21 protein-coding genes are annotated in these 22,152 nt (G+C 61.0%); 14 read left to right on the forward strand and 7 right to left on the reverse strand.

All coding sequences use genetic code 11. The features are described 5' to 3' along the window. Positions 1–3 precede the first annotated feature (3 nt). Positions 4–423, reverse strand: a complete 420-nt coding sequence (irrA, locus tag ACSQ13_RS10545; RefSeq protein WP_176249697.1) for an iron response transcriptional regulator IrrA — start codon at positions 421–423, stop codon at positions 4–6. A gap of 161 nt (positions 424–584) precedes the next feature. Between irrA and fabA the strand changes: the two genes are divergently transcribed. The 3 genes from fabA to ACSQ13_RS10560 all read left to right on the forward strand — a co-directional run bounded on the left by fabA (position 585) and on the right by ACSQ13_RS10560 (position 3,250). Further along, positions 585–1,094, forward strand: a complete 510-nt coding sequence (gene fabA / locus ACSQ13_RS10550) for a bifunctional 3-hydroxydecanoyl-ACP dehydratase/trans-2-decenoyl-ACP isomerase (protein ID WP_176249698.1) — start codon at positions 585–587, stop codon at positions 1,092–1,094. A gap of 125 nt (positions 1,095–1,219) precedes the next feature. Beyond that, positions 1,220–2,449 (forward strand): beta-ketoacyl-ACP synthase I, encoded by a 1,230-nt coding sequence (fabB, locus tag ACSQ13_RS10555; RefSeq protein WP_176249699.1) that lies wholly within the window; start codon positions 1,220–1,222, stop codon positions 2,447–2,449. 9 nt (positions 2,450–2,458) lie between these two features. Beyond that, positions 2,459–3,250 carry an enoyl-ACP reductase FabI gene (locus ACSQ13_RS10560; protein ID WP_176249700.1) on the forward strand — a complete coding sequence of 264 codons (792 nt, stop codon included), beginning with the start codon at positions 2,459–2,461 and terminating at the stop codon, positions 3,248–3,250. Between the two features lie 67 nt (positions 3,251–3,317). Here the strand turns inward: ACSQ13_RS10560 and ACSQ13_RS10565 are convergent, their stop codons facing one another. Both ACSQ13_RS10565 and ACSQ13_RS10570 read right to left on the reverse strand, forming a co-directional pair. Then, positions 3,318–4,430 carry a THUMP domain-containing class I SAM-dependent RNA methyltransferase gene (locus tag ACSQ13_RS10565; RefSeq protein WP_295509170.1) on the reverse strand — a complete coding sequence of 371 codons (1,113 nt, stop codon included), beginning with the start codon at positions 4,428–4,430 and terminating at the stop codon, positions 3,318–3,320. Between the two features lie 152 nt (positions 4,431–4,582). Further along, positions 4,583–5,011, reverse strand: a complete 429-nt coding sequence (locus tag ACSQ13_RS10570) for an FKBP-type peptidyl-prolyl cis-trans isomerase (protein ID WP_176249702.1) — start codon at positions 5,009–5,011, stop codon at positions 4,583–4,585. 186 nt (positions 5,012–5,197) lie between these two features. Between ACSQ13_RS10570 and ACSQ13_RS10575 the strand changes: the two genes are divergently transcribed. From ACSQ13_RS10575 to ACSQ13_RS10610, 8 genes are all read left to right on the forward strand, one after another. After that, a complete protein-coding gene (locus tag ACSQ13_RS10575) occupies positions 5,198–5,884 on the forward strand; it encodes a haloacid dehalogenase type II (RefSeq protein WP_295509172.1) in 687 nt (228 codons plus the stop codon). Further along, positions 5,884–6,708, forward strand: a complete 825-nt coding sequence (locus ACSQ13_RS10580) for an alpha/beta fold hydrolase (RefSeq protein WP_176249704.1) — start codon at positions 5,884–5,886, stop codon at positions 6,706–6,708. Before ACSQ13_RS10575 ends, ACSQ13_RS10580 begins: the two co-directional genes overlap by 1 nt. Next, positions 6,705–7,676, forward strand: coding sequence for a threonine ammonia-lyase (locus ACSQ13_RS10585; RefSeq protein WP_295509176.1), 972 nt, complete (start codon positions 6,705–6,707; stop codon positions 7,674–7,676). Before ACSQ13_RS10580 ends, ACSQ13_RS10585 begins: the two co-directional genes overlap by 4 nt. Before the next feature lie 21 nt (positions 7,677–7,697). Beyond that, positions 7,698–8,486, forward strand: coding sequence for a 3-oxoadipate enol-lactonase (gene pcaD, locus ACSQ13_RS10590; RefSeq protein ID WP_176249706.1), 789 nt, complete (start codon positions 7,698–7,700; stop codon positions 8,484–8,486). Beyond that, the gene (locus tag ACSQ13_RS10595; protein WP_295509179.1) at positions 8,479–9,189 is read left to right on the forward strand and encodes an alpha/beta fold hydrolase; all 711 of its coding nucleotides are present in this window, start codon (positions 8,479–8,481) and stop codon (positions 9,187–9,189) included. Before pcaD ends, ACSQ13_RS10595 begins: the two co-directional genes overlap by 8 nt. 3 nt (positions 9,190–9,192) lie before the next feature. After that, positions 9,193–10,518, forward strand: a complete 1,326-nt coding sequence (locus tag ACSQ13_RS10600) for a lyase family protein (RefSeq protein ID WP_295509182.1) — start codon at positions 9,193–9,195, stop codon at positions 10,516–10,518. A 4-nt stretch (positions 10,519–10,522) separates the two neighbouring features. Beyond that, the gene (locus ACSQ13_RS10605; RefSeq protein WP_295509184.1) at positions 10,523–11,737 is read left to right on the forward strand and encodes a TCR/Tet family MFS transporter; all 1,215 of its coding nucleotides are present in this window, start codon (positions 10,523–10,525) and stop codon (positions 11,735–11,737) included. A 206-nt stretch (positions 11,738–11,943) separates the two neighbouring features. Then, complete coding sequence (locus tag ACSQ13_RS10610) at positions 11,944–13,182, forward strand: mandelate racemase/muconate lactonizing enzyme family protein (RefSeq protein WP_295509187.1); 1,239 nt, start codon at positions 11,944–11,946, stop codon at positions 13,180–13,182. A 127-nt stretch (positions 13,183–13,309) separates the two neighbouring features. Here the strand turns inward: ACSQ13_RS10610 and ACSQ13_RS10615 are convergent, their stop codons facing one another. Next, complete coding sequence (locus ACSQ13_RS10615) at positions 13,310–15,490, reverse strand: thiamine pyrophosphate-dependent enzyme (RefSeq protein WP_295509189.1); 2,181 nt, start codon at positions 15,488–15,490, stop codon at positions 13,310–13,312. A gap of 154 nt (positions 15,491–15,644) precedes the next feature. Further along, positions 15,645–16,868, reverse strand: a complete 1,224-nt coding sequence (locus ACSQ13_RS10620) for an acyl-CoA dehydrogenase (protein ID WP_176249711.1) — start codon at positions 16,866–16,868, stop codon at positions 15,645–15,647. A gap of 99 nt (positions 16,869–16,967) precedes the next feature. Here ACSQ13_RS10620 and ACSQ13_RS10625 point away from each other — a divergent pair, with 99 nt between their 5' ends. Then, entirely contained in the window at positions 16,968–17,861 is an 894-nt protein-coding gene (locus tag ACSQ13_RS10625; RefSeq protein ID WP_176249712.1) for a LysR substrate-binding domain-containing protein, read from the forward strand. A 98-nt stretch (positions 17,862–17,959) separates the two neighbouring features. Next, complete coding sequence (locus ACSQ13_RS10630; RefSeq protein ID WP_295509193.1) at positions 17,960–18,340, forward strand: cupredoxin domain-containing protein; 381 nt, start codon at positions 17,960–17,962, stop codon at positions 18,338–18,340. A 37-nt stretch (positions 18,341–18,377) separates the two neighbouring features. On the opposite strand, the gene ACSQ13_RS10635 is transcribed toward ACSQ13_RS10630, so the two are convergent. Then, positions 18,378–19,043 (reverse strand): SOS response-associated peptidase, encoded by a 666-nt coding sequence (locus ACSQ13_RS10635; protein WP_176250454.1) that lies wholly within the window; start codon positions 19,041–19,043, stop codon positions 18,378–18,380. Positions 19,044–19,169: 126 nt separating this feature from the next. Here ACSQ13_RS10635 and ACSQ13_RS10640 point away from each other — a divergent pair, with 126 nt between their 5' ends. Continuing rightward, on the forward strand, positions 19,170–20,420 hold the full coding sequence (locus ACSQ13_RS10640) for an MFS transporter (protein WP_176250455.1): 1,251 nt from the start codon (positions 19,170–19,172) through the stop codon (positions 20,418–20,420). Positions 20,421–20,518: 98 nt separating this feature from the next. Here ACSQ13_RS10640 and ACSQ13_RS10645 read toward each other — a convergent pair whose 3' ends face one another. After that, positions 20,519–22,075 (reverse strand): bifunctional metallophosphatase/5'-nucleotidase, encoded by a 1,557-nt coding sequence (locus ACSQ13_RS10645; protein ID WP_176250456.1) that lies wholly within the window; start codon positions 22,073–22,075, stop codon positions 20,519–20,521. Positions 22,076–22,152: the final 77 nt, after the last annotated feature.

Raw genomic sequence — 22,152 nt, forward strand, 5'->3', positions numbered from 1 at the left:
GGTTTAGCTTTTGCGGCGCAACCGGATCACAACATCAACGGATGCGATTTCGGCCCCGTCGGGCGCGTCGGGCAATTGTGCGATCACCAACTGGTCGGACGGGGCATCGGTCAGCCGCGCTTCGTCCTCCCAATAGAAATGGGGATGGTCGTGGGTGTTGGTATCGAAATAGCTTTTCGATCCGTCAACGGTGACTTCTTGCAGCAAACCCGCATCACAAAACGCGCGCAACGTGTTGTAGACCGTGGCCAGCGATACGGCTTCGCCCTGCCCTTTGGCCGCGTCAAACAGGCTTTCTGCGGTGACATGGCGGTGCTGACCGTCGCCCACCAGCAACTGTGCCAGCGTCATGCGTTGCCGCGTCGGACGCAGGCCCGCCTTGGAAAGCCACTTGGAACTGGTGTGTTGCATCACTTGGGTCATACCATACTCATTGACTGCTCTTGGATGTATATACAGCGCAAACCGCTCTCTTTTCAAACAAAAACCCAAAATGGTGCGGGTGCCAGAACCCTTGCAGCCATAGCGGGCACAATGCTAGACCGGAACGGACTTTGACAATAGCGAGCAGGAGCCGCAAAACTATGGCCGATTACCCCACCAGTTTCGACAAAGAGGATCTCCTAAAATGCGCCCGCGGCGAACTTTTTGGCCCCGGCAATGCGCAGCTTCCTGCCCCGCCGATGCTGATGATGGACCGGATCACGGATGTTTCCGCCGATGGCGGTGCCCATGGCAAAGGTCACATTACCGCCGAATTCGACATCACACCGGACCTTTGGTTCTTTGACTGCCACTTTCCCGGCAACCCGATCATGCCCGGTTGCCTTGGCCTTGACGGCTTGTGGCAGCTGACCGGCTTTAACCTTGGCTGGCGCGGCTGGCAGGGACGCGGCTATGCCTTGGGCGTGGGCGAGGTCAAGCTGACCGGCATGGTCCGCCCCGACCGCAAGATGCTGACCTACAAGATCGACTTTACCAAGGCGATCCAGACCCGCCGCCTGACCATGGGTGTGGCGGACGGTATCGTCGAGGCAGACGGCGAAGTGATCTATATGGTCAAGGACATGAAGGTCGCGCTCAGCGAAAGCTGAACCGAGAGATGACTTGATTTGTCGCCCCGTTGGCGGCAAACGGAGGAGCAAAGCCCCCTTGCCGCAGTCTTGGCAGGGGGTGCCGAAACAGGGCAATAGGCCCAGTAAGATCAAGGGAGTGCGCCATGCGCCGCGTCGTCGTCACAGGGTTGGGTATCGTCTCATCTATCGGAAACAACGCTGAAGAAGTGCTTGCATCGCTCAAGGCAGGGACCAGCGGCATCGTCGCCAGCCCCGAAATGACCGAGCACGGGTTCCGCAGCCGCGTCGCGGGTACGCTCAAGATCGACGTGGCAGACCACATCGACAAACGCGCATTGCGCTTCATGGGGGGCGGTGCCGCCTATGCCTATATCGCGATGGCCCAAGCCATTGCCGATGCCGGCCTGACCGAAGAGCAGATCAGCAATCCGCGCACCGGCCTTGTCGCAGGGTCCGGCGGGCCGTCGACCTCGGCCCTGTTTACCGCGCATAACGTGGTGCGTGACACCGGCGCGACCAAGCGGATCGGGCCGTTCGCCGTGCCGAAATGCATGTCCTCGACCGTCAGTGCCAACCTGAGCACGGCGTTCAAGATCAAAGGCATCAACTATTCCATCACCAGCGCCTGTTCCACATCCCTGCACTGCATCGGCAACGCAGCCGAACAGATCATGATGGGCAAACAGGACGTGATGTTTGCCGGTGGCGGCGAAGAACTGGATTGGACATTGTCCTGCCTGTTCGACGCCATGGGCGCGATGAGCAGCAAATATAACGACGCCCCCGAAACCGCGAGCCGCGCCTTTGACGCGAACCGCGACGGGTTCGTCATCTCGGGCGGCGGCGGCATGCTGGTGCTTGAGGAACTGGAACACGCCAAGGCGCGCGGTGCCACGATTTATGCCGAAGTCACCGGATATGCCGCGACATCCGACGGTCACGACATGGTCGCCCCGTCGGGCGAAGGCGGCGAACGGGCCATGCGTCTGGCGCTGCAATCGCTGCCCGAGGGCCGCAAGGTCGGCTATATCAACGCGCACGGCACCTCGACCCCCGTGGGCGACGTCGGCGAAATCGAAGCCGTCCGCCGCGTCTTTGGCCAGGGCAGCACGCCGCCGGTCAGCTCAACCAAATCCATGACGGGCCACGCCCAAGGTGCCGCTGGTGCCCTTGAGGCCGTGTTCTGTTTGCTGATGCTCAAGCATGACTTTATCGCCAAATCCATCAATGTGGTCGATCTGGACCCCAAGCTGGACCCGGCTGAAATCGCGCTGGAGCGTGTCGATAACGCAGGGCTTGATTCCGTCATGACCAATTCATTCGGATTTGGCGGCACCAACGGGTCGATGATCCTTTCCAAGTTCATAGAGTAAGGACAGCACATGTCAGATCTACTTAAGGGAAAACGCGGCCTGATCATGGGTGTCGCGAACGAACGGTCCATCGCTTGGGGTATTGCAAAAGCGATGGCCGAAGCCGGTGCCGAACTGGCGTTCACCTATCAGGGCGAGGCCTTTGGCTCGCGCCTGAAACCGCTGGCCGAAAGTGTCGGGTCGGATTTCATGGTCGATGTCGATGTGACTGATGATGCATCCCTTGATGCCGCATTCGAAAAGCTTGCAGCACGCTGGCCCACGATTGATTTCGTTGTCCACGCCATTGCGTTTTCGGATAAATCCGAGCTGACGGGTCGTTTCCTGAACACCAGCCGCGCGAATTTCAAACACTCGCTGGATATCTCGGCCTATTCCTTTATCGAGATCGCCCGCCGTGCGCATCCGTTGATGGTTGATAATGGGGGCACGCTGATGACCCTGACCTATCAGGGGTCGAACCGCGTTGTGCCCAATTACAACGTCATGGGCGTGGCCAAGGCGGCGCTGGAATCTGCCACACGCTATCTGGCCAATGATCTGGGCCCCGACGGCATCCGCGTCAACGCGATCAGCCCCGGCCCGATGAAAACCCTTGCCGGTGCTGCCATCGGCGGGGCGCGCAAGACCTACAAACACACAGACCAGAACGCGCCGTTGCGGGCCAATGCGACCTTGGAAGCGGTGGGCGGCACGGCCGTGTATCTGGCGTCGGATGCGGGGGCCTGCACCACCGGCGAGATCATTCGCGTCGATGGCGGGTTTCACGTGTTGGGGATGCCGCAAGCCGAGCATCTTTGACTTTTCCGGCGGACCGGGGCGCTGCCCCGGACCCCGGGATATTTCAGAGCCGGAGAATAAGGGTCCGTTAGCGCAGCGGTGGGGTTTGGTAGAACCAGACTTTCATGCCGCCATGGGCGATTGCGGGGCCTTGGGGTTTCCAGGGCAGGCCCGTTGCTTTGGCCAGGGGCGGTTCTGAGGTGACCAGACCGACGCGCCAGCCCTTGAAACGGGTCAGCAGTGTTTGGCCCAAAGTGCCGTAGAGCGGATAGAGAAGTTTTTTATTGCCGATGCGACCGCCGTAGGGTGGGTTCACCATGACAAGGCCGGGGGGACCTTCGGGCGGGGTCAATTCGCCTGCGGCGTGGTTTTCGAAATGCACGGCGTTTGCGACCCCTGCCCGTCCGGCGTTGGCCGTGCTCATCCTGATGGCACCGGCATCGCGGTCTGAGCCGTAGAAACGAAGGTCGGTTGCCTGTGGCGGTTTGGCACGCATTTCGTCCCACAGCTGCGGATCAAAGCTGGCAAGGCTTTCAAAGGCAAAGCTGCGCGAGCGGCCGGGGTTCAGGCCCATGGCGATTTCGGCGGCCTCGATCACGAAGGTACCCGAACCGCACATGGGGTCCACGACCGTTTCGGTGCCGGTATAGCCTGCCTGCCGCAGCAGCAAGGACGCCAGCGTTTCGCGCATCGGTGCTTTGCCCACGGCTTCTTTGTGGCCGCGCTTGTGCAGGGATTCGCCCGATGTATCGAGGCTCATCGTCACCACATTGTCGTCGATGCGCACCTTGAGGACCAGCGCTGCCTCGGGCGATATCGCAGCACCGAGGCTTTCGCGCAGGGCTGTTTCGATCCGCTGGGTGGCAGCACCGGCGTGGTAAATTTTCGACGCTTTGGTGGTGACCTGAACGCGCAGGGGCACATCGGCGCGCAGCACGTCCCCCCAAGGGAATTTGCGCGCGCGTTTGTCCAGTTGCGCCAGATGGAATGCCATGAACGATCCGATCCGCGCCAATATCCGAGACGCGCCGCGCAGTTCCAGATTGGCGCGCCAGACCTCGGGCCAGCCGCCCTGTACCGTGATGCCACCCGGTGACATCGTCGGGTTCGCAAAGCCTTTTTCGACGACTTCGGCCAGAAGCATGTCTTCTAGGCCGGGCGTGGCGACAAGGAATATCTCAAAGCTGTTATCTGTGTTCATAGACGCTGCTTACTGTGCTGCGTCGCGCTATTCGAGCGGAATCTTTCGGAGAGCGGCCTTATCGGCTGGGGCCGGAATTTTCGAAAACGCCGGTCCAGATAATTCTGAATTTTCCGGTGCCAGCGCAGGGTGCCCCGCGCTGGCATGCGAAATCAGGCGATTTTCATCAGTTCGATGTCGAATTGCAGGTCTTTGCCTGCCAGCGGATGGTTGGCATCCAGCGTCACGGTTGCTTCGTCGACTTCGACGACCATGACGGGCATCGCCTGACCGTCCGGTGTTTGCATCTGCAACTGCGTGCCGACCTCAAGCGGGATATCCGCGGGAATGCCTTCGCGTGGCACGGCCTGACGCATTTCGGGGTTCAGCGGGCCATAGGCGTCTGCGCTGCCGATCTTGACGGTTTTCTTGTCGCCAACCGCCATGCCGGGCAGTGCCACATCAAGGCCGGGGATGATCTGGCCCGACCCAACAACGAATTCCAACGGTTCGCGACCTTCAGAACTGTCAAAGGTGCTGCCGTCCAGCAAGGTGCCAGTATAGTGAATAGCAACGGTATCGCCGGATTTAACCTGCGTCATAAAAATCTCCGATCTGGATGGGTATAAATACAAGAGGCCGCGTGTCTGCGCGGGTGCTCTGGGGTTCGGCGCGCAGTCTTTCAAGACTGTGCGGCGGCGTAAACCCCCTAATAGACCAGTTTTCGGCCTTTTCTGTGGCTGCTGCCCGTGGCAATCTCGCCTCCAGCACCTCAGGGGGAGGCCATCATGCCAATCACCACCTGCGTCTTTGACGCATACGGAACTTTATTCGACGTCGCCGCCGCTGCGCGCCAAGCCGCAAGTGAGCCGGATTTCATCGCCCTCAAGGACAGTTGGCCGCAGGTGGCCGAACATTGGCGTCAAAAGCAGCTGGGATATTCGTGGCTGCGCGCTGTTACGGGCGCACATGCCGATTTTTGGGAAGTCACCCAGAATGCGCTGGACTGGGCGCTTGAGAAAACCGGCCATGACGGCGACCCGGCCCTGCGCGCCCGCCTGCTGGCGCTGTATTGGGAACTGCAAGCCTTTCCCGAAGTGCCCGCCATGTTGCGCCGCCTGAAAGACGCGGGGCTGAACACGGCGATCTTGTCGAACGGATCACCGGAAATGCTGAAAGGTGCGGTAAATTCTGCCGGCATCGACGATGTGCTGGATGCGTTGTTGTCTGTGGAAAGCGTCGGCATCTTCAAACCCGATGCGCGGGTCTATGATCTGGTCGGCCAGCATTTCGGCTGCGCCAAGGACGAGGTCCTGTTCGTGTCGTCAAACGGGTGGGATGCTGCCGCAGCAACGGGATACGGCTTTACCACCGCTTGGGTCAATCGCAGCGGCGAGCCCACGGACCGTCTGCCCTGGACACCTGCGCACACGCTTAACGAGCTTACCGAAATTCCAGCACTGGCAGGTATCTGATGCCCCATTTCACCACTTCCGACGGACTGAACCTGTATTACACCGACGAAGGCGCGGGTCTGCCGATCCTGTGTCTGGCGGGCCTGACGCGGACCACCGCCGACTTTGACTATGTCACACCGCATCTGGCGGGCACCCGGCTGATCAAGATGGATTACCGCGGGCGCGGGCAATCGGATTTCGACCCGAACTGGTCGCAGTATTCGCCGCCCGTTGAATGCCGCGATGCGCTGGAACTGCTGGCGCATCTGGGGCTGGACAAGGTCGCGATCCTTGGCACTTCGCGCGGCGGACTGAACGCGATGGGGCTGGCGATGGGGGCCAAAGACCGCCTGCTGGGCGTCGCCTTTAACGATGTGGGGCCGTATATCGACCCGCAGGGGTTGGATTTCATCATGCAATACATTGGCCGCAATCCCGCCGCCAAAACCCATGCCGAAGCCGCCGCCGCCATGCCCCGCGTGTTTCCCGAATTTGACGGTGTGCCCGACAGCCGCTGGATGGAGGAAGCCGTCAAGCATTACACCCAGACCGACAGCGGCCTGCAAATCACCTATGACAAGCATCTGCGCGATGCGGTGGCCAAGGCGTTCGACGGCCCGTCGCCCGATTTATGGCCGTTCTTTGATGCGCTGGCCGGGCTGCCGGTGGCGTGTATTCGCGGGATGAATTCCAACCTGTTGAGCGAAGAAACCCTGGCCGAAATGGAAAAGCGTCGCCCCGATATGATTGTGGGCCGCGTGCCCGGTCGCGGGCATATCCCGTTTCTGGATGAACCAGAAGCCGTCGCCGCCCTGCACACCTGGATCGAGGAAATGTCATGAATATCGAAATGATACGCGCCGCTGCCGCACGGCTTGAAGGGCATGTGCGCCGCACGCCGCTGTTGAACTCACCGTTTCTGGACGAGATCGCGGGCCGCCGCATCTGGGTGAAACCCGAATGCCTGCAACACACCGGCAGCTTCAAGTTTCGCGGCGGCTGGTCGGCGCTGTCCGCGCTTGATCCCGACACCCGCGCCAAGGGCGTGATCGCCTTTTCCAGCGGCAACCATGCCCAAGGCGTGGCCTATGCCGCCAAGCTGCATGGCGTGCCGTCTGTCATCATCATGCCGTCTGACGCGCCGCGTTTGAAGATCGAAAACACCCGCGCCCTTGGGGCCGAGGTGGTTCTGTATGATCGTGCAAATGAAGACCGTGATGCCATCGGTGCGCGGCTTGCAGGTGAACGCGGGCTAACCCTGATCAAACCCTACGACGATGCGCAGGTGATTGCGGGCCAAGGCACCACAGGGCTCGAGATCGCCCAGCAGGCCGCCGAACTGGGGATCACCTCTGCCGATGTGATCGTGTGTTGCGGTGGCGGCGGGCTGACCTCGGGGATCGCGCTGGCACTCGAGGCCGACGCCCCCGGCCTGCGGGCGCGCCCTGCCGAACCGGCCGGATTTGACGATGTTGCGCGGTCGCTGGCCCAAGGCAGCATCGCGCGCAACCCCGCGCTGGCCGGGTCGATCTGCGATGCAATCGTCACGCCGCAACCCGGTGACCTGACCTTTCCGATCATGAAACGGTTGTGCGGCCCCGGTCTTGTTGCGACCGATGACGAGGCGCTAAGCGCCATGGCGCAAGCCTTTAACCGCCTGAAAGTGGTCGCTGAACCCGGTGGTGCGGTTGCCCTTGCTGCCGCCTTGTTCCGGCGCGACCAGATCCAAGGCGATGATGTGATCGTTACGATTTCCGGCGGGAATGTGGATGCCGATATGTTCATCCGCGCCCTTGCCACCCTCAATTGACCCCGAAAAGGAGCCTGCCCCATGAAGCTTTTTGATACCGGCGATGTTCGCCTGCATTACCGCGTCGATGGCCCCGATGATGGCGCGCCCGTGGTGTTCGCCAATTCGCTGGGCACCGACATGCGCCTGTGGGACCCGATCCTGCCGCTGCTGCCCCAAGGCTTGCGGATCATTCGTTTCGACAAGCGCGGGCATGGCCTGTCCACCTGTCCGCCTGCCCCCTATTCGATGGGGTCGCTGATCACGGACACCGAAAAACTGATGGACTTTCTGGGCGTTAAGGATTGCGTCTTTGTCGGCCTGTCGATTGGCGGCATGATCGCCCAAGGGCTGGCAACCAAGCGTCTGGACCTGATCCGCGCCATGGTGCTGTCCAACACCGCCGCCAAGATCGGCACGCCCGAAATGTGGGCCAGCCGGATCAAGGACGTGCAGGAAAACGGCATCGAAAGCCTTGCCGATGCCATCATGGAGCGCTGGTTCGCCGCCGATTTCCGCGCCAAGCCGGAGCTTGAGCTGTGGCGCAACATGGTCACCCGTCAGGAACGCGATGGCTATGCCGGATGTTCGGCCGCGATTTCGGGCACGGATTTCTACACGCCGACTGCGGGCCTGCGCCTGCCATGTCTGGGCATCGCAGGGGCGGAAGACGGATCAACCCCGCCCGATCTGGTGCGTGAAACCGTTGACCTGATCCCGGGGTCCAAGTTCCACATCATCCGCAAGACCGGCCACCTGCCCTGCGTCGAGAACCCCGAAGAATACGCGCAAGTTCTGACCGATTTCCTGAAAAGCGTCGGACATGTCTGATATCCTTTTGGTTCACGGGTCGTGCCACGGTGCTTGGTGCTGGCGCGATCTGATCCCGGCGCTTACCGCGCTTGGTCACAGCCCCCGCGCCATTGATCTGCCCAGCCACGGGGCGGATCAAACGCCGGTCAACGACGTCACGCTGGACAGCTACGCCGATGCGGTGCTGGCTGCGTCAACGCCTGAAACCGTTGTGCTGGGTCATTCCATGGGCGGCTTTGCCATCAGTGCTGCCGCGCAAAAAGACCCCGATGCCATGGCGCAGCTTATCTATCTATGCGCCTATGTGCCCGCCCCCGGTATGACGCTGGCCGACATGCGCAAACAGGCCCCCAGCCAGCCGTTGATGCCAGCGGTGCGCCTGCGCGAGGATGGCAAAAGCTTTACCCTTGATCCGGCGATGACCGAAGCGTTGTTCTACAACGACTGCTCCGAGGGTGTCGCCGCTTTCGCCAATCCGCAGCTTTGCGCGCAGGCCGTGGCCCCCACCACCGCCGCCTTGCCCGATACGGCCCGCGCCGACGCCAAGCGGCGCAGCTATATCCGCTGCATGGACGACCGGACCATTCCGCCCGCCTATCAGGTGACCATGACCAAGGACTGGCCAAGCGCGGATGTCTATGAGATGTCCACCGGACATTCGCCGTTCTTTGCCGACCCCAAGGGTCTGGCGCAGATTATTGATACGATTCTCAAGAGGTAACCCATGGCCGCCAGCGTCTTCGACAGCCCCCTTTATGCGCAGCTTTTCCCGACGGGGGATGCCGGACGCCTGTTTTCCGACACCGCCGCAATCCGCGCGATGCTGCTGGTCGAAGGGGCGCTGGCCAAGGTGCAAGGCGCGCTTGGGGTGATCCCTGAACTGAGCGCGGCTGCGATCCACCGCGCATCGCTGGAAATTCAGGTCGACCCCGGCGCGATTGCCAAGGCGACGGGCGAAAACGGGGTCAGCGTACCGGGGCTGCTGGCGCAGTTTCGCGCTGAAATGCAAGCGCCCGAATTTGCCCAGCACGTGCATTGGGGGGCAACAAGTCAGGATATCATCGACACCGCGCTAATGCTGCGCCTGCGTCAGGCGCTTGGGTTGGCAGAGGCCGATTTGCGCGCCATCGTCGCGTCCCTTGCAGCAGCGGCCGAGGCCAATTCGACCCTTCCCCTGCCCGCGCGCACCTATGGGCAACACGCCACGCCGACCAGTTGGGGCGCGGTACTGGCCGAATGGGGCATGCCGTTGATCGACGCACTTGAGGAGCTTGAAGCCCTGCGTGCCACATCGCTGTTTGTGTCCCTGTCAGGTGCTGCCGGGACCGGGTCTGCCCTTGGCCCCAAAGCCGACGAAACGCGAGCGGAACTGGCCAAAGCGCTTGGCCTGCATGATCCCAAACGCAGCTGGCACGTGGACCGCGCCCCGATCTTGCGCATCGCCGACTGGCAAGGCCGGGTGATGGCCGCGCTGTCGCATATGGCGCAGTCCATGGTCGGGCTGACCATGACCGGGATCGAGGAAATCGCCCTTGGCGCGTCGGGTGCATCATCCACCATGCCCCAGAAACAAAACCCCGTCGGCCCGTCCGCGATCATCGCGCTTGGCCATCAGTTCACCGGCCAACGCGCCACATTGCAAGCCGCCGCAGCCCATCAGCACCAGCGCGATGGCGGCGCGTGGTTTGCCGAATGGATGGCCGTGCCGCAACTGTCCCTGTGCCTTGCATCGGCCCTGCGCCATGCCAAAATTTTGGTGGATGGCGTGGCCCCGCATCCGGTGCGCATGCACAGCGCCTTGACCGGTGGGTTGGATCTGATCCACGCCGAAGCGTTAAGCTTTGCACTGGCGCAAACCATGTCGCGCCCCGAAGCCCAGGCCATCACCAAGAAACTGTGCCGCGAAGCGCAGGACAAACAGGTGCCCTTGGGCGATCTGGCCCGCGCGGATTATCCGCAGCTTTCAGCCGACCTGTTCGACCCCGCCCATCAAATGGGCCACGCAATCGCCGATGCAAAGGCATTTGTTGCGCGCGCGCAGGCGCTCTGACGCGGTGCGACCGGCGGTACTTTTCATCGTCGCGACGGTCATGATCGATGCCATAGGGATCGGCCTGATCATCCCCGTCATGCCCGACCTGATCGAGGAAGTCCGGTCTGCCAATCTGTCGCAAGCCGCCCTTTGGGGCGGGGTGTTGGCCACCACATTCGCGGTGATGCAATTTCTGTTCAGCCCCTTGATCGGCAGCCTGTCCGACCGGTTCGGACGCCGCCCGATCCTGCTGGTTTCGCTGACTGTGATGACATTGGATTACGTTGTCATGGCACTGGCAGGGTCGATCTGGCTGCTGTTGGTGGGCCGCGTGGTGGGCGGCATTTCAGCCGCCACAGGGGCCACCGCCAGCGCCTATATGGCCGATATATCCGCGCCCAAGGACCGCGCGGCACGGTTTGGCCTGATCGGCGCGGGCTTTGGCGCAGGCTTTGTGCTGGGCCCTGTCGCGGGCGGATTTCTGGCCGAATTCGGCACACGCGCGCCGTTTTGGGCCGCCGCCATACTGGCCGCAAGCAACGTCGCTTTCGGCTGGTTCGTGCTGAAGGAAACCGTCGACCGCAAGGCAGCACGCCCGTTTTCATGGCGACGCGCCAACCCGTTGGGGGCCGTCAAACATCTGGGTGAATTGCCCGGCATCAAGCGGCTGCTGTTGGTGTATTTCCTGTACCACCTTGCCTTTGCCGTCTACCCGTCGGTCTGGAGCTATTTCGGCAAGGCGCAATTTGACTGGTCCCCGTCGATGATCGGCGGATCACTTGCGCTGTTCGGCTGTGCCATGGCTGTGGTTCAGGCCGGGCTGATCCGCCCTGTGCTGAAACGGTTCGGAGAACGGGGCACCGTGCTGTTCGGCTATGTCTTTAGCGTGGTGACGTTTTTCCTGATCGCCACGGTGACATCTGGCCCGGCGATTTTGATCCTGACACCGATGGCCGCCCTTGCCGGCGTGATCCCTGTCGCGCTGCAAGCGATCATGTCGCACTCCGTGGCCCAGAATGCCCAAGGCGAGCTTCAGGGGGTGCTGACCTCGGCATCCGCGCTTGCGATGGTGATTGCGCCCTTGGTGATGACCAGCACATTTGCCGCCTTCACAGCGCCCGACGTGGCGGTGTATTTTCCCGGCGCACCGTTTTTGCTGTCGATGCTGCTGACCTTGATCGCGGTGTCGGTTTTCATCCGCTGGCGCGGCCCCTCTGCCGACACGACGAAAACATAAGGCCGCGGGCAGGTTCAGACTTGCGTCCCGGGCAAAGCCCCGCCACGCTTGGTTAAGGCGGGGGCCAGCCGCCGCACATAGCACCTAGCGGGGGCCATCCCCCACACACGTCAAACAGTGGGGGCCAGCCCCCACACATAATACCTAGTGGGGGCCAGCCCCCACACCCCCGGGATTTTACTCCATTTGGAAAAGAAGGCCGCGCCATGAAGCTTCAGGACCTGGATGTCATCGTCACCGCGCCCCCTGCTCCGGGATGGGGCGGGCGGTATTGGATATTGGTCAAGCTGACGACGGACACCGGCATCACCGGTTGGGGGGAATGTTATGCCTCCTCGGTCGGGCCGGAGGCGATGCGGGCGGTGATCGAAGACGTGTTCCAGCGGCACATGCAGGGGCAAAACCCCGAAGATATCGAATTGATGTACCGGCGCGTCTATTCGTCAGGCTTTACCCAGCGGCCTGACCTGACGGTGATGGGCGCGTTTTCAGGGCTTGAGATTGCCTGTTGGGACATTTTGGGTAAGGACCGTGACCGGCCCGTCTATGCGCTGATCGGGGGGCGCATGAACGACCGTGTGCGCGCCTATACCTATCTGTACCCCTTGCCCCACCATGACATTGCCGCGTTCTGGAATTCGCCCGAAATGGCCGCTGAATCGGCGCTGGATTGTGTCGCGCGGGGCTATACCGCGATCAAGTTCGACCCTGCCGGCCCCTATACCCTGCGCGGCGGGCATATGCCGGCGATGACCGATATCAGCCAGTCGGTCGCCTTTTGCAAAGCCATCCGCGAGGCCGTGGGCGACAAGGCCGATCTGCTGTTTGGCACCCACGGGCAGTTCACGACCGCCGGTGCCATCCGGCTGGGCCAGGCCATCGCGCCCTATAGCCCGCTGTGGTACGAAGAGCCGATCCCGCCAGACGCGGTTGAACAAATGGCCGTCGTGGCCCGCAGCGTTGGCATCCCCATCGCAACCGGAGAGCGCCTGACCACGAAGGCGGAATTCGCGCCTGTTTTGCGGTCAGGGGCTGCCGCGATTTTGCAGCCCGCTTTGGGCCGCGCCGGTGGTATCTGGGAGGTAAAGAAGATTGCTGCCATGGCTGAGGTTTATAACGCACAGATCGCGCCACATCTTTATGCCGGTCCGGTGGAATGGGCCGCGAACATACATCTCGCGGTTTCCATCCCCAACGTCCTGATGTGCGAATGCATCGAAACACCGTTCCATGACCAGTTGATCAAAGGCTCCATTCGCGTGAATGACGGGTTTATCGAGGCACCAACCGCCCCCGGCTTGGGGATCGAGGTGGACGAGAGCCTGGCCCGCGCGCATCCCTACAAAGGCAGCGACCTGCATTTACAGATGCAAGAAGCCCCTTGCGATTACAAGAACGGCAATGCGTTTCAGGGCGGTGCCCCCGTGGCTCAGCACGAGACATAAGCTTGGGATAGCGCAACGCTAGCGATCAAGATCGGCCCGCTGGCAGCCCGCCCTTTGCCACGAAATGATGGCTAGGGGATAGGGAAGGCCGGGCCAGACACAGTGCGCATTGTGGCCCGCCTGAGGCTCAGTCTCCCAACAACGCCAATGAGGCGGCGACGATCGCCTCGCGTGATGGAAGTGTCGCGGCATAGGCAGGGCCCGTGGCGATAAAGCTGTCTTCGGCTGTCAGCCGCGCGAAACGGGCGATGCCGCGTTCTTTCATCAACGCCATGACCGCTTCGGCCTGCCCGCCCGTGCGGCGGCATTCGTCCACGATCAAGGCCGGCCGGTCGCCGATGGCGTCGATGATCGCATCTTCGGCCAGAGGGGCAAGCCAGCGCATGTCGATGACCCGCACATCCAGCCCTTGTGCGGCAAGATCGGCCTGGGCCTGACGGCTTAGGTAATGGCCATTGCCATAGGTCACGATCGCCAAATCGCTGCCATTGCCGTGCACGCCGATGTCTTGCAACCCAAGCCGCTGACCTTGATCGGGATAAGACGTCATCCACCCCCCGTCGCCAGCATCCAGCAGATCGCGCATGGGATAAAGCGCAATGGGTTCGACAAAGACCACAACCCGCTGTTCTTCGCGCGCAAGACGATGTGCTTCGCGCAGCATCATCGCCGCATCTGCACCGGTTGACGGACAGGCAATAACGATGCCCGGGATGTCCCGCAGAACAGCAAGGGAATTGTCGTTGTGAAAATGCCCGCCGAACCCCTTTTGATATCCCAGCCCCGCGATGCGCAGCACCATCGGGTTGGTCCACTGGCCATTGCTGAAGAAGGACAAGGTCGCGGCCTCTCCGCGCAACTGGTCTTCGGCATTGTGGAGATAGGCCAGAAACTGGATTTCCGGCATCGGGACAAAGCCGTTATGGGCCGCACCGATGGCAAAGCCCAGGATGGACTGTTCGTCCAGCAAGGTATCGATCACCCGTGCAGGGCCAAAACGCGATTGCAGCTTTTGCGTGACGCCGTAAACACCGCCCTTGCGGCCGACGTCCTCGCCCATGAGCAGGGTTTCTGGATGGGCCAGCATCAGATCATGCAGCGCCCAGTTGATGATCTTGGACAGAGGCTGCGGTGTTGCCATCTGGGTCAGTTCACCGCCCATGATTTCGGCGCGTTTTTCGGCAGACGGTCCATTGGTCGGGGCACAGACCCGCTTTGGCGGGATAATGCTGGCCATCACGCCAGCAGCTGTTTTCAAATGCGGGCGGGTGATAACATCAACAACGGCTTCTGCGACGTTGTCCAGTGTGTCAGTATAGATCGCCAACGCCTCGTCCGCGCTCAACGCGCCCGCTTCGATCAACAACCGGACACTGTGCAACAGCGGGTCATTGGCCTCGTCAGCCTCGACCTCAGATTTCGGCAGGTAACTTGTCGCAATATCCGCACCGGCATGACCATAAAGCCGAACGGTGCGCAGGTGCAAAAAGGCGGGCTTGCGATGCTTTCGGACAAAATCCGCCGCCGCTTTGGCAGCCGAATAGGCCGCAAACAGATCCAATCCATTGGCCTCGAAATAGGCAAGACCCGGACGCGCGGACATAGATGCCTTGATCCAGCCTGTCGGGGTCTTGGTCGAAATGCCAATCCCGTTGTCCTCGCAGACAAACAACAAGGGCAAGGGCACACCCTGCACGGCAGTCCAACAGGCGGCATTGATGGCACCTTGGGCAGTGGAATGGTTGGCCGAGGCATCCCCGAAACTGCACATCGCAATCCCGTCATGGGCAAGCAACCGATGCTCGGGCGGATTGCGGCGCGCCAGCCCCAAGGAATGGGCCACGCCGACGGCTTTGGGTAGATGACTGGCGATGGTCGAGGTTTGCGGCGGGATCATCAGGCGACGGCTGCCCAGCACCTTGTGTCGCCCGCCACTGGTTGGATCATCCATGGAACACGCGAATGACAGCAACATGTTGCGCAACATATCCTGCCCGCCAACCTGATCGGCCCGTGCAATCTGGAACGCCGCATCACGGTAATGCAGAAAAGCGATATCATCGGGGCGCAACGCATGGGCAACGGCGGCCATGCCCTCGTGCCCGCTGGACCCGATGGTGTAAAACCCCTGCTTGTTGGCCTGCATCACACGGCTTTGCAAATCCAGCGCGCGCGACAAAACCTGCGCACGGTAGAGCCCGACAGCAGCGTCATTGTCCAAACCGGGGGTCACAGCCCTGCCAACAGGAAAATCCCGCGCCGCAACGCGCCGCAAAAAATTGTCATGAACGATCTGTACGCGGTCCATAGTCACCTTTCCGACTAAACCAAAGGCACTGCCAAAAGATGCCTCCGGCGGGGATATTTAAGAGCCAGAGAAAAGGGAACCACTTCCTTTATTCTCTGGCTCTCAAATATCCTCGGGGGAGTTTGAGGGGGCAGACAGCCCCCTCATTGTGTCTTTAGAAAAATGCCTGAAGGCCGGTTTGCGCACGGCCCAAAATCAGCGCATGGACATCATGAGTGCCCTCATAGGTGTTCACCGTCTCGAGGTTCATCATGTGGCGGATCACTTGATATTCGCCGCTGATGCCGTTCCCGCCATGCATGTCACGCGACATGCGTGCGATGTCCAGGGCCTTGCCGCAGTTGTTGCGTTTCACGATCGAGATCATCTCGGGGGCGGCATTGGCTTGGTCCATCAGGCGGCCTACCTGCAGGGACGCTTGCAGGCCAAGCGAGATTTCGGTCATCATGTCGGCCAGCTTTTTCTGGAACAGCTGGGTTTGTGCCAGTGGCTTGTTGAACTGCTTGCGGTCCAGCCCGTATTGGCGCGACGCGTGCCAGCAGAACTCGGCCGAGCCCAGAACACCCCAGCTGATGCCATAGCGGGCGCGGTTCAGACAGCCGAACGGGCCTTTCAGGCCTTCCACATGGGGCAGCAACGCATCGTCGCCGACTTCGACGTTGTCCATCACGATCTCGCCGGTGATCGAGGCGCGCAGGGACAGCTTGTTGCCGATCTTTGGTGCGGAGAGGCCCTTCATCCCCTTTTCAAGGATAAAGCCGCGGATTTTGCCGCCGTGCTCTTCGGACTTTGCCCAGACCACAAAAACATCGGCGATGGGCGCGTTCGAAATCCACATCTTGGACCCGATCAGCTTGTAGCCGTTTGCCGTTTTCACCGCGCGGGTTTTCATGCCAGCAGGGTCGGATCCGGCGTCAGGTTCGGTCAGTCCGAAACAGCCGATGAATTCACCGCTTGCCAGTTTGGGCAGGTATTTCTTGCGTTGTGCCTCAGAGCCGTAGGCATAGATCGGGTACATCACCAGGCTGGATTGCACGGACATCATCGACCGGTATCCGCTGTCCACGCGTTCGACTTCGCGCGCGACCAGGCCGTAGGACACATAGTTGCCGCCCAGCCCGCCGTATTCTTCGGGGACAGTGACGCCCAACAGGCCCATATCGCCCATTTCCTTGAAAATCGCAGGGTCCGTGCTTTCGTTTGCAAAGGCGTCGATCACGCGCGGTTGCAGTTTTTCCTGCGCATAGGCGCGCGCACTTTCCTGAATCATGCGTTCGTCTTCGGTCAGCTGGTCTGCCAGACGGAACGGGTCTGTCCAGTCAAAGCTGCTCATGTTCGGGGCGTCTTTGGCCTTGAGAATTGGGGCTTCGGCGTTCATTGGATATCCTCCCAAAAGGTCTAGATTTGGGCAGAGTATTGCAAAGCCAGCCACGAAATACTATCGCTGCTTTATCCTAGCCTTATGAGTTTAAGTCATATGATAGCGCCGCGCCGTTTTTTGCCATCCATCAATGCGTTGCTCGCTTTCGAGGCCGTGGCGCGGCTTGGCAGTGCCACCCAGGCGGCGCTTGAGCTGTCCTTGACCCAAAGCGCGATCAGCCGGCAGCTCAAGACCCTCGAGGACCAGCTTGGCGTGGCGTTAATGGACCGGCAGGGCCGGCAGCTGGTGCTGACGGAGGCCGGGAAAAGCTATGTTTTGCAGGTGCGCGAGATATTGAACCGCTTGGCGCAGGCCTCGATATCGGCGCGGACAAACCCGATGGCGGGGGCGTTGAACCTGGCCATTCTGCCCGGCTTTGGCATGCATTGGCTGGCCCCGCGCTTGCGTGATTTTGCCCAGGCCCATCCAGAGGTGACAGTAAACCTGAGCACACGGCTGAACCCGTTTTCATTCCAGAACAGCAATTTTGACGCTGCCATACATTTTGGCAAGGAAGACTGGCCCGGTGCCGCCTATCTGCGGTTGATGCCGGAAACGGTTGTCCCCGTATGTGCCCCCGACCTGCTGGAGGCCCCGCTGGACAACCCGGCCGATATCTTGCGGTTTCCGCTGCTGCATCTTGAAACGCGGCCACGGGGCTGGGCGCGCTGGCTTGAGGCGCTCGGGGTGAGCAGCACCCCGCCATCCGGCATGATCTTTGATCAGTTTTCAACGATGGCGCAGGCGGCGGTGCACGGGCTTGGGGTGGCGCTGCTGCCGACATTTTCCGCAGACCCTTATTTGCGGGCCGGCCAATTGGTGCTTGCGTCGACCCAGACCACGCAAAGCATCGGCAACTACTATCTGGTGTGGCCCGAAGACCGCGCCGAGACTGCCGCCCTTCGGTCGTTCAAGGCATGGCTGGCGACCCAGACCGATCAAATCCTCTAAGAGGCACCGGAACAACCGTTTCGCCCTATTTCCGCCGCAATGCTTCGTTAAGGAACGTAGAACTGTAACCGGGTGGGGCCGTTGTCAGGAGCATTTCTATGCCTATTTCTTTTCACAAGGGGGCCATGTCCCTTGTTGCGTTCACTTTCGCCATTTGCGGCAATTCCGCTTTGGCACAAACCCAAAACGTGATGATCCTTGATCAGGCGTTTTTTCCCGCCGTGATCTACGTCGTGCCGGGTGACGTTTTGAATTTCACCAACAGTTCCGACCACGCGCGGACGGTGAAAGCGACCGACGGCACCTGGGAATCCGAGGCGTTGAGCCCCGGCAGTTCCTTTACCTATGTGGTTGATACCGCGTCTCCGCTGGCTTTCTCCAGCACGGGTGAGGCTGCGCCAGTGGAAGGCGAAGAGCCCACAGGGCCTGTCACATACGAGGGCACGATCAGCTTTGATGAGCCACCTCTGACCGAATAGGCCTGTTTGCCACAATCTCGGGGGCGCGATCGCGTGCCTAGATCGGTTCGACCAGCCCCGCCCCCGACGCTTTGTTGGAGTTCACCTTTCGCGACACCCGATGCCACGTCAATGTATCTTCGGCCGCAGCGTTCATGAGCGTTGCGGCCCCTTTGCCGTTTTCACCCAGCCATAACGGCCAATCCGGGGCCTCGATCAAGACCGGCATACGGTGGTGGATTGCGGTCATCGCCTTGTTTGCCTGCGTTGTCAGCACGGCACAGGTGGACAGGCGGTCGCCTTCGGGGCTGGTCCAATCCTGCCAGATGGCTGCCAGTGCCAGCGGCGCGTGATCCTGTCGGGTGATATACCACGGGTCGCGACCGTCTTGGGGGTCTTTGGTCCATTCGTAAAACCCGTTCGCCACAACCAGCCCGCGCCGCCTGCGCACGGCATCGCGAAAAGCGGGCTTGTCCGTGATTGTTTCGGCCCGCGCGTTGATCAGCAAAGGGCCGTCCGTCGGTTTCTTGTACCACGTCGGAATAAATCCCCATCGCATCGCGCCAAGCTTGCGGCCTGTCTGGGGGTCACTGGTGACGATATGCACGGCGTTGGTCGGGCAGACGTTATAGTTCGGCACTTCGGGCAGGTCGTTGGCAGGCGAGGCCGCAAAAAGTTGCGCCATCGCATCCAAAGGAAGCGTCACTGCCATGCGTCCGCACATAAATCCCCCCTCAGGCCAAACAAAGCACCCCATCCCCGACATCGGGGTTGGTTTCCCCCTAAACTTAGGGTCAGGTGTTGGCCAAGTCTATCTGCGCCGTGACCGAAGATTGCCGAAAGGACCACCATGCACCGCCATATCCTTCCGATTGCAGTTTTGTTGCTGGGGTCCGCGTTTTTGCTATTCGCCGGTGGCATCAACGGGCTGATCCTGCCGGTGCGGGGGCAAGCCGAAGGGTTTTCCGCCGTATCGCTTGGCCTGCTCGGGACGGGCTGGGCGATCGGCTATGTGTCGGGGTGCATTTTCACCGCGCGGCTGGTTGCCAGTGTGGGGCATATTCGCGCCTTCGGGGCGATGGCCGCCATTGCCGCAGTCTCGATCCTGGCCAGCGCATTGCTGATTTCGCCAGCCGCCTGGATCATTCTGCGGGCGCTTTGCGGGTTTTGCTTTGCCGGGGCCGCGATGATTGTGGAAAGCTGGCTGACCGAACAAACCAACCCGACCAGCCGGGGCAAAGTCTTTGGCGTCTATACGATGGTCAACCTCGGGGCCACGACGGCGGGCCAGTTGATGTTGACCACGGGCGATCCGAACGGGTTCACCTTTTTCGCCATCGCCGCGATATTCTATTGCCTTGCCTTGGTGCCGACGGCCATCAGTTCGACCAGCACCCCTGCCCCGCTGGTGCATGTAAAACTTGACCTCAAGGCGCTGTGGCGCAATTCGCCCGTTGCGGTGATCGGGGTCCTGTTTGTCGGGGTGTCGAATTCGGCCTTTGGCACTTTGGCGGCGGTTTATGCCGACCGTGTCGGGCTGGTGCTGGCCACCATCGCGCTGTTCACGTCGATCCCCATTCTGGTGGGCGCATTGGCGCAAATCCCTGTGGGCTGGCTGTCGGACAAGATGGACCGCCGCAAGGTGCTGGTTGGCCTGACGGTTCTGGCACTGGCCGCTGACACGGCGTTTTTGGTGCTGGCCCCCGAAAGCCGCGTTTTGAACCTGGTGCTGGCGGGAATTCTGGGCGGGTCGATCTTTGCGATGTATCCGGTGATCGTCGCCCATGCCAATGACCACGCCGCCCCCGGCACCGCGATCCAGATTTCAGGCGGCTTGCTGCTGCTGTACGGGGTTGGCGGCATCATCGGGCCGCTGTTGGCGGGCTGGGCCATGGCCGGGCTTGCAGACCGCGCGCTGTTTATGGTCACGGCGGGCAGTCATGTGGTTGTCATTTTCTACACGCTCTGGCGCATTCTCCAAAGCGAGGCAGTCGCGGTCGAGGACAAGAAAGAGTTTCAGATGGCCGTGGGCGGGCGGGCAAGCACGCCGCAAACCGCCGTCTTTGCCGATGCCGACAACCAGATCGACGCAACGCCGTAAATAAAGTTGGCCCGTAAAGGGCCGGCCCCCAAAAAACCACCCCATAAGAAAAGGCGCGCCATCCTGCAATGACGCGCCTTCATATTGTTTAAGCCAGCTTATTTCAGCGTGATACGGCCATCAAGGTAGGGCGTATATGCGCCGTTTGCCGCGATGTATTCAGCCGTGACGTCAGCCACATCCGGACCGTAATCATAGGCGTTTTCAGCGGTCTTGAACATCGCGTAGCCGTCACCGCCATTGCGCACATAGTTGTTGGACACGACGCCGTACATCTTGGCCGGATCAATCGGTTCGCCCGCAACCATAACGTCGCTGACGCGGCTGCCCACGTCGGCTTTTGCATCAACCGCATAGGTCATGCCCGCGACCTGCGGGAAACGGCCTGCGACTTCCTCGATCTGGCTGACACCGTTTTCAAGTGCCTCGATGACCGTGGCCCCTGAGACCTGAAAGGTCGAAAGCGTATTCTGGAACGGCAGCACCGACAGAACCTCGCCCATGGTGACATCGCCCGCGTCGATCGACGACCGGATACCACCACTGTTCTGGATCGCGATTTGCACACCCTGATCAGCCACGCGGGCCAGCATGGCGTCGGCAATCAGGTTGCCCATCGCACATTCCATCACGCGACAAACCGCACGGTCGCCGTCGATCATCGCAGATGTTTCGGCCACCACCTTGTTGCGGATTTCGTCCAGCGGTTGGGCCAGCTCGGCGATGCGCGCCAAGGTGCCTTCGTCTTCGACAACCGCCGCGTCGATCAACACCGGCTCGCCCGAGGCTTCGGTCACATTGCCTTCGTCATCGAAGGTCACGTTCAGTTCGCCCAGATATTTACCATAAGCATAGGCCTGAACGATGGCGGTGTCCTTGATCATCGTCGGGTACGCCCCTTCGGCGCGTTCGTTGGTGTTGCTGAGCAAGGTGTTCGAATGTCCGCCCACGATCACATCTACGCCCGTCGTGTTTTCGGCGACCATCTGGTCAACCTTATAGCCGGAGTGGCTGAGCACGATGATCTTGTTCACGCCCTGCGCGGTCAGCAGATCGACCTCGCCCTGCACGGCGGTGACGGAATCAGTAAAGATCACGTTTTCACCGGGGCTGGCCAGTTCGTCGGTGTCTTCGGCTGTCAGACCGATCAGGCCGATCTTTTCGCCGCCCCGTTCGATCACCGCCGATTTCGCCAGCTTGCCCGCCAGCAACGGTTCAGCCGAGATATCGGCATTCGACATCAGGATCGGGAATTCGAGCGCGGCCATGAAACCGGCAAGCACTTCGGGGCCGTCGTCGAATTCGTGGTTGCCCACGGTCATGCCGTCATAGCCCAGCATGTTCATCATTTCGGCGGCCATCTGGCCCTTGTAATATGTATAGAACAACGACCCTTGGAATTGGTCGCCGCCATCCACCAGAATATGGTTGTTGGTCCGCGCCTTGGCATCCTTGATCGCGTTGACCAGACGGGCGGTGCCGCCAAAACATTTACCTTCGGTGTTATCCTCGGCAGAACAAGGGCCGTCATATTTGCTGATCGGCTCAAAACGGGCGTGGAAATCATTGGTGTGCAGAATGGTCAGGTTGTACTCGGCCTGCGCCATGCCTGCCGTTAGGGCCAGCGCTGCGGTGGCCGTCAGGAATCGTTTCATGGTGGTATCCCCCAGGGTTGAAATTCTGCTGTATCGTGGCCTTGGCTTTTCAATCTGTCAAAGACCATCTGCACCGA

The sequence above is a fragment of the Sulfitobacter sp. SH22 genome (assembly GCF_965641905.1).
Lineage (GTDB): Bacteria > Pseudomonadota > Alphaproteobacteria > Rhodobacterales > Rhodobacteraceae > Sulfitobacter.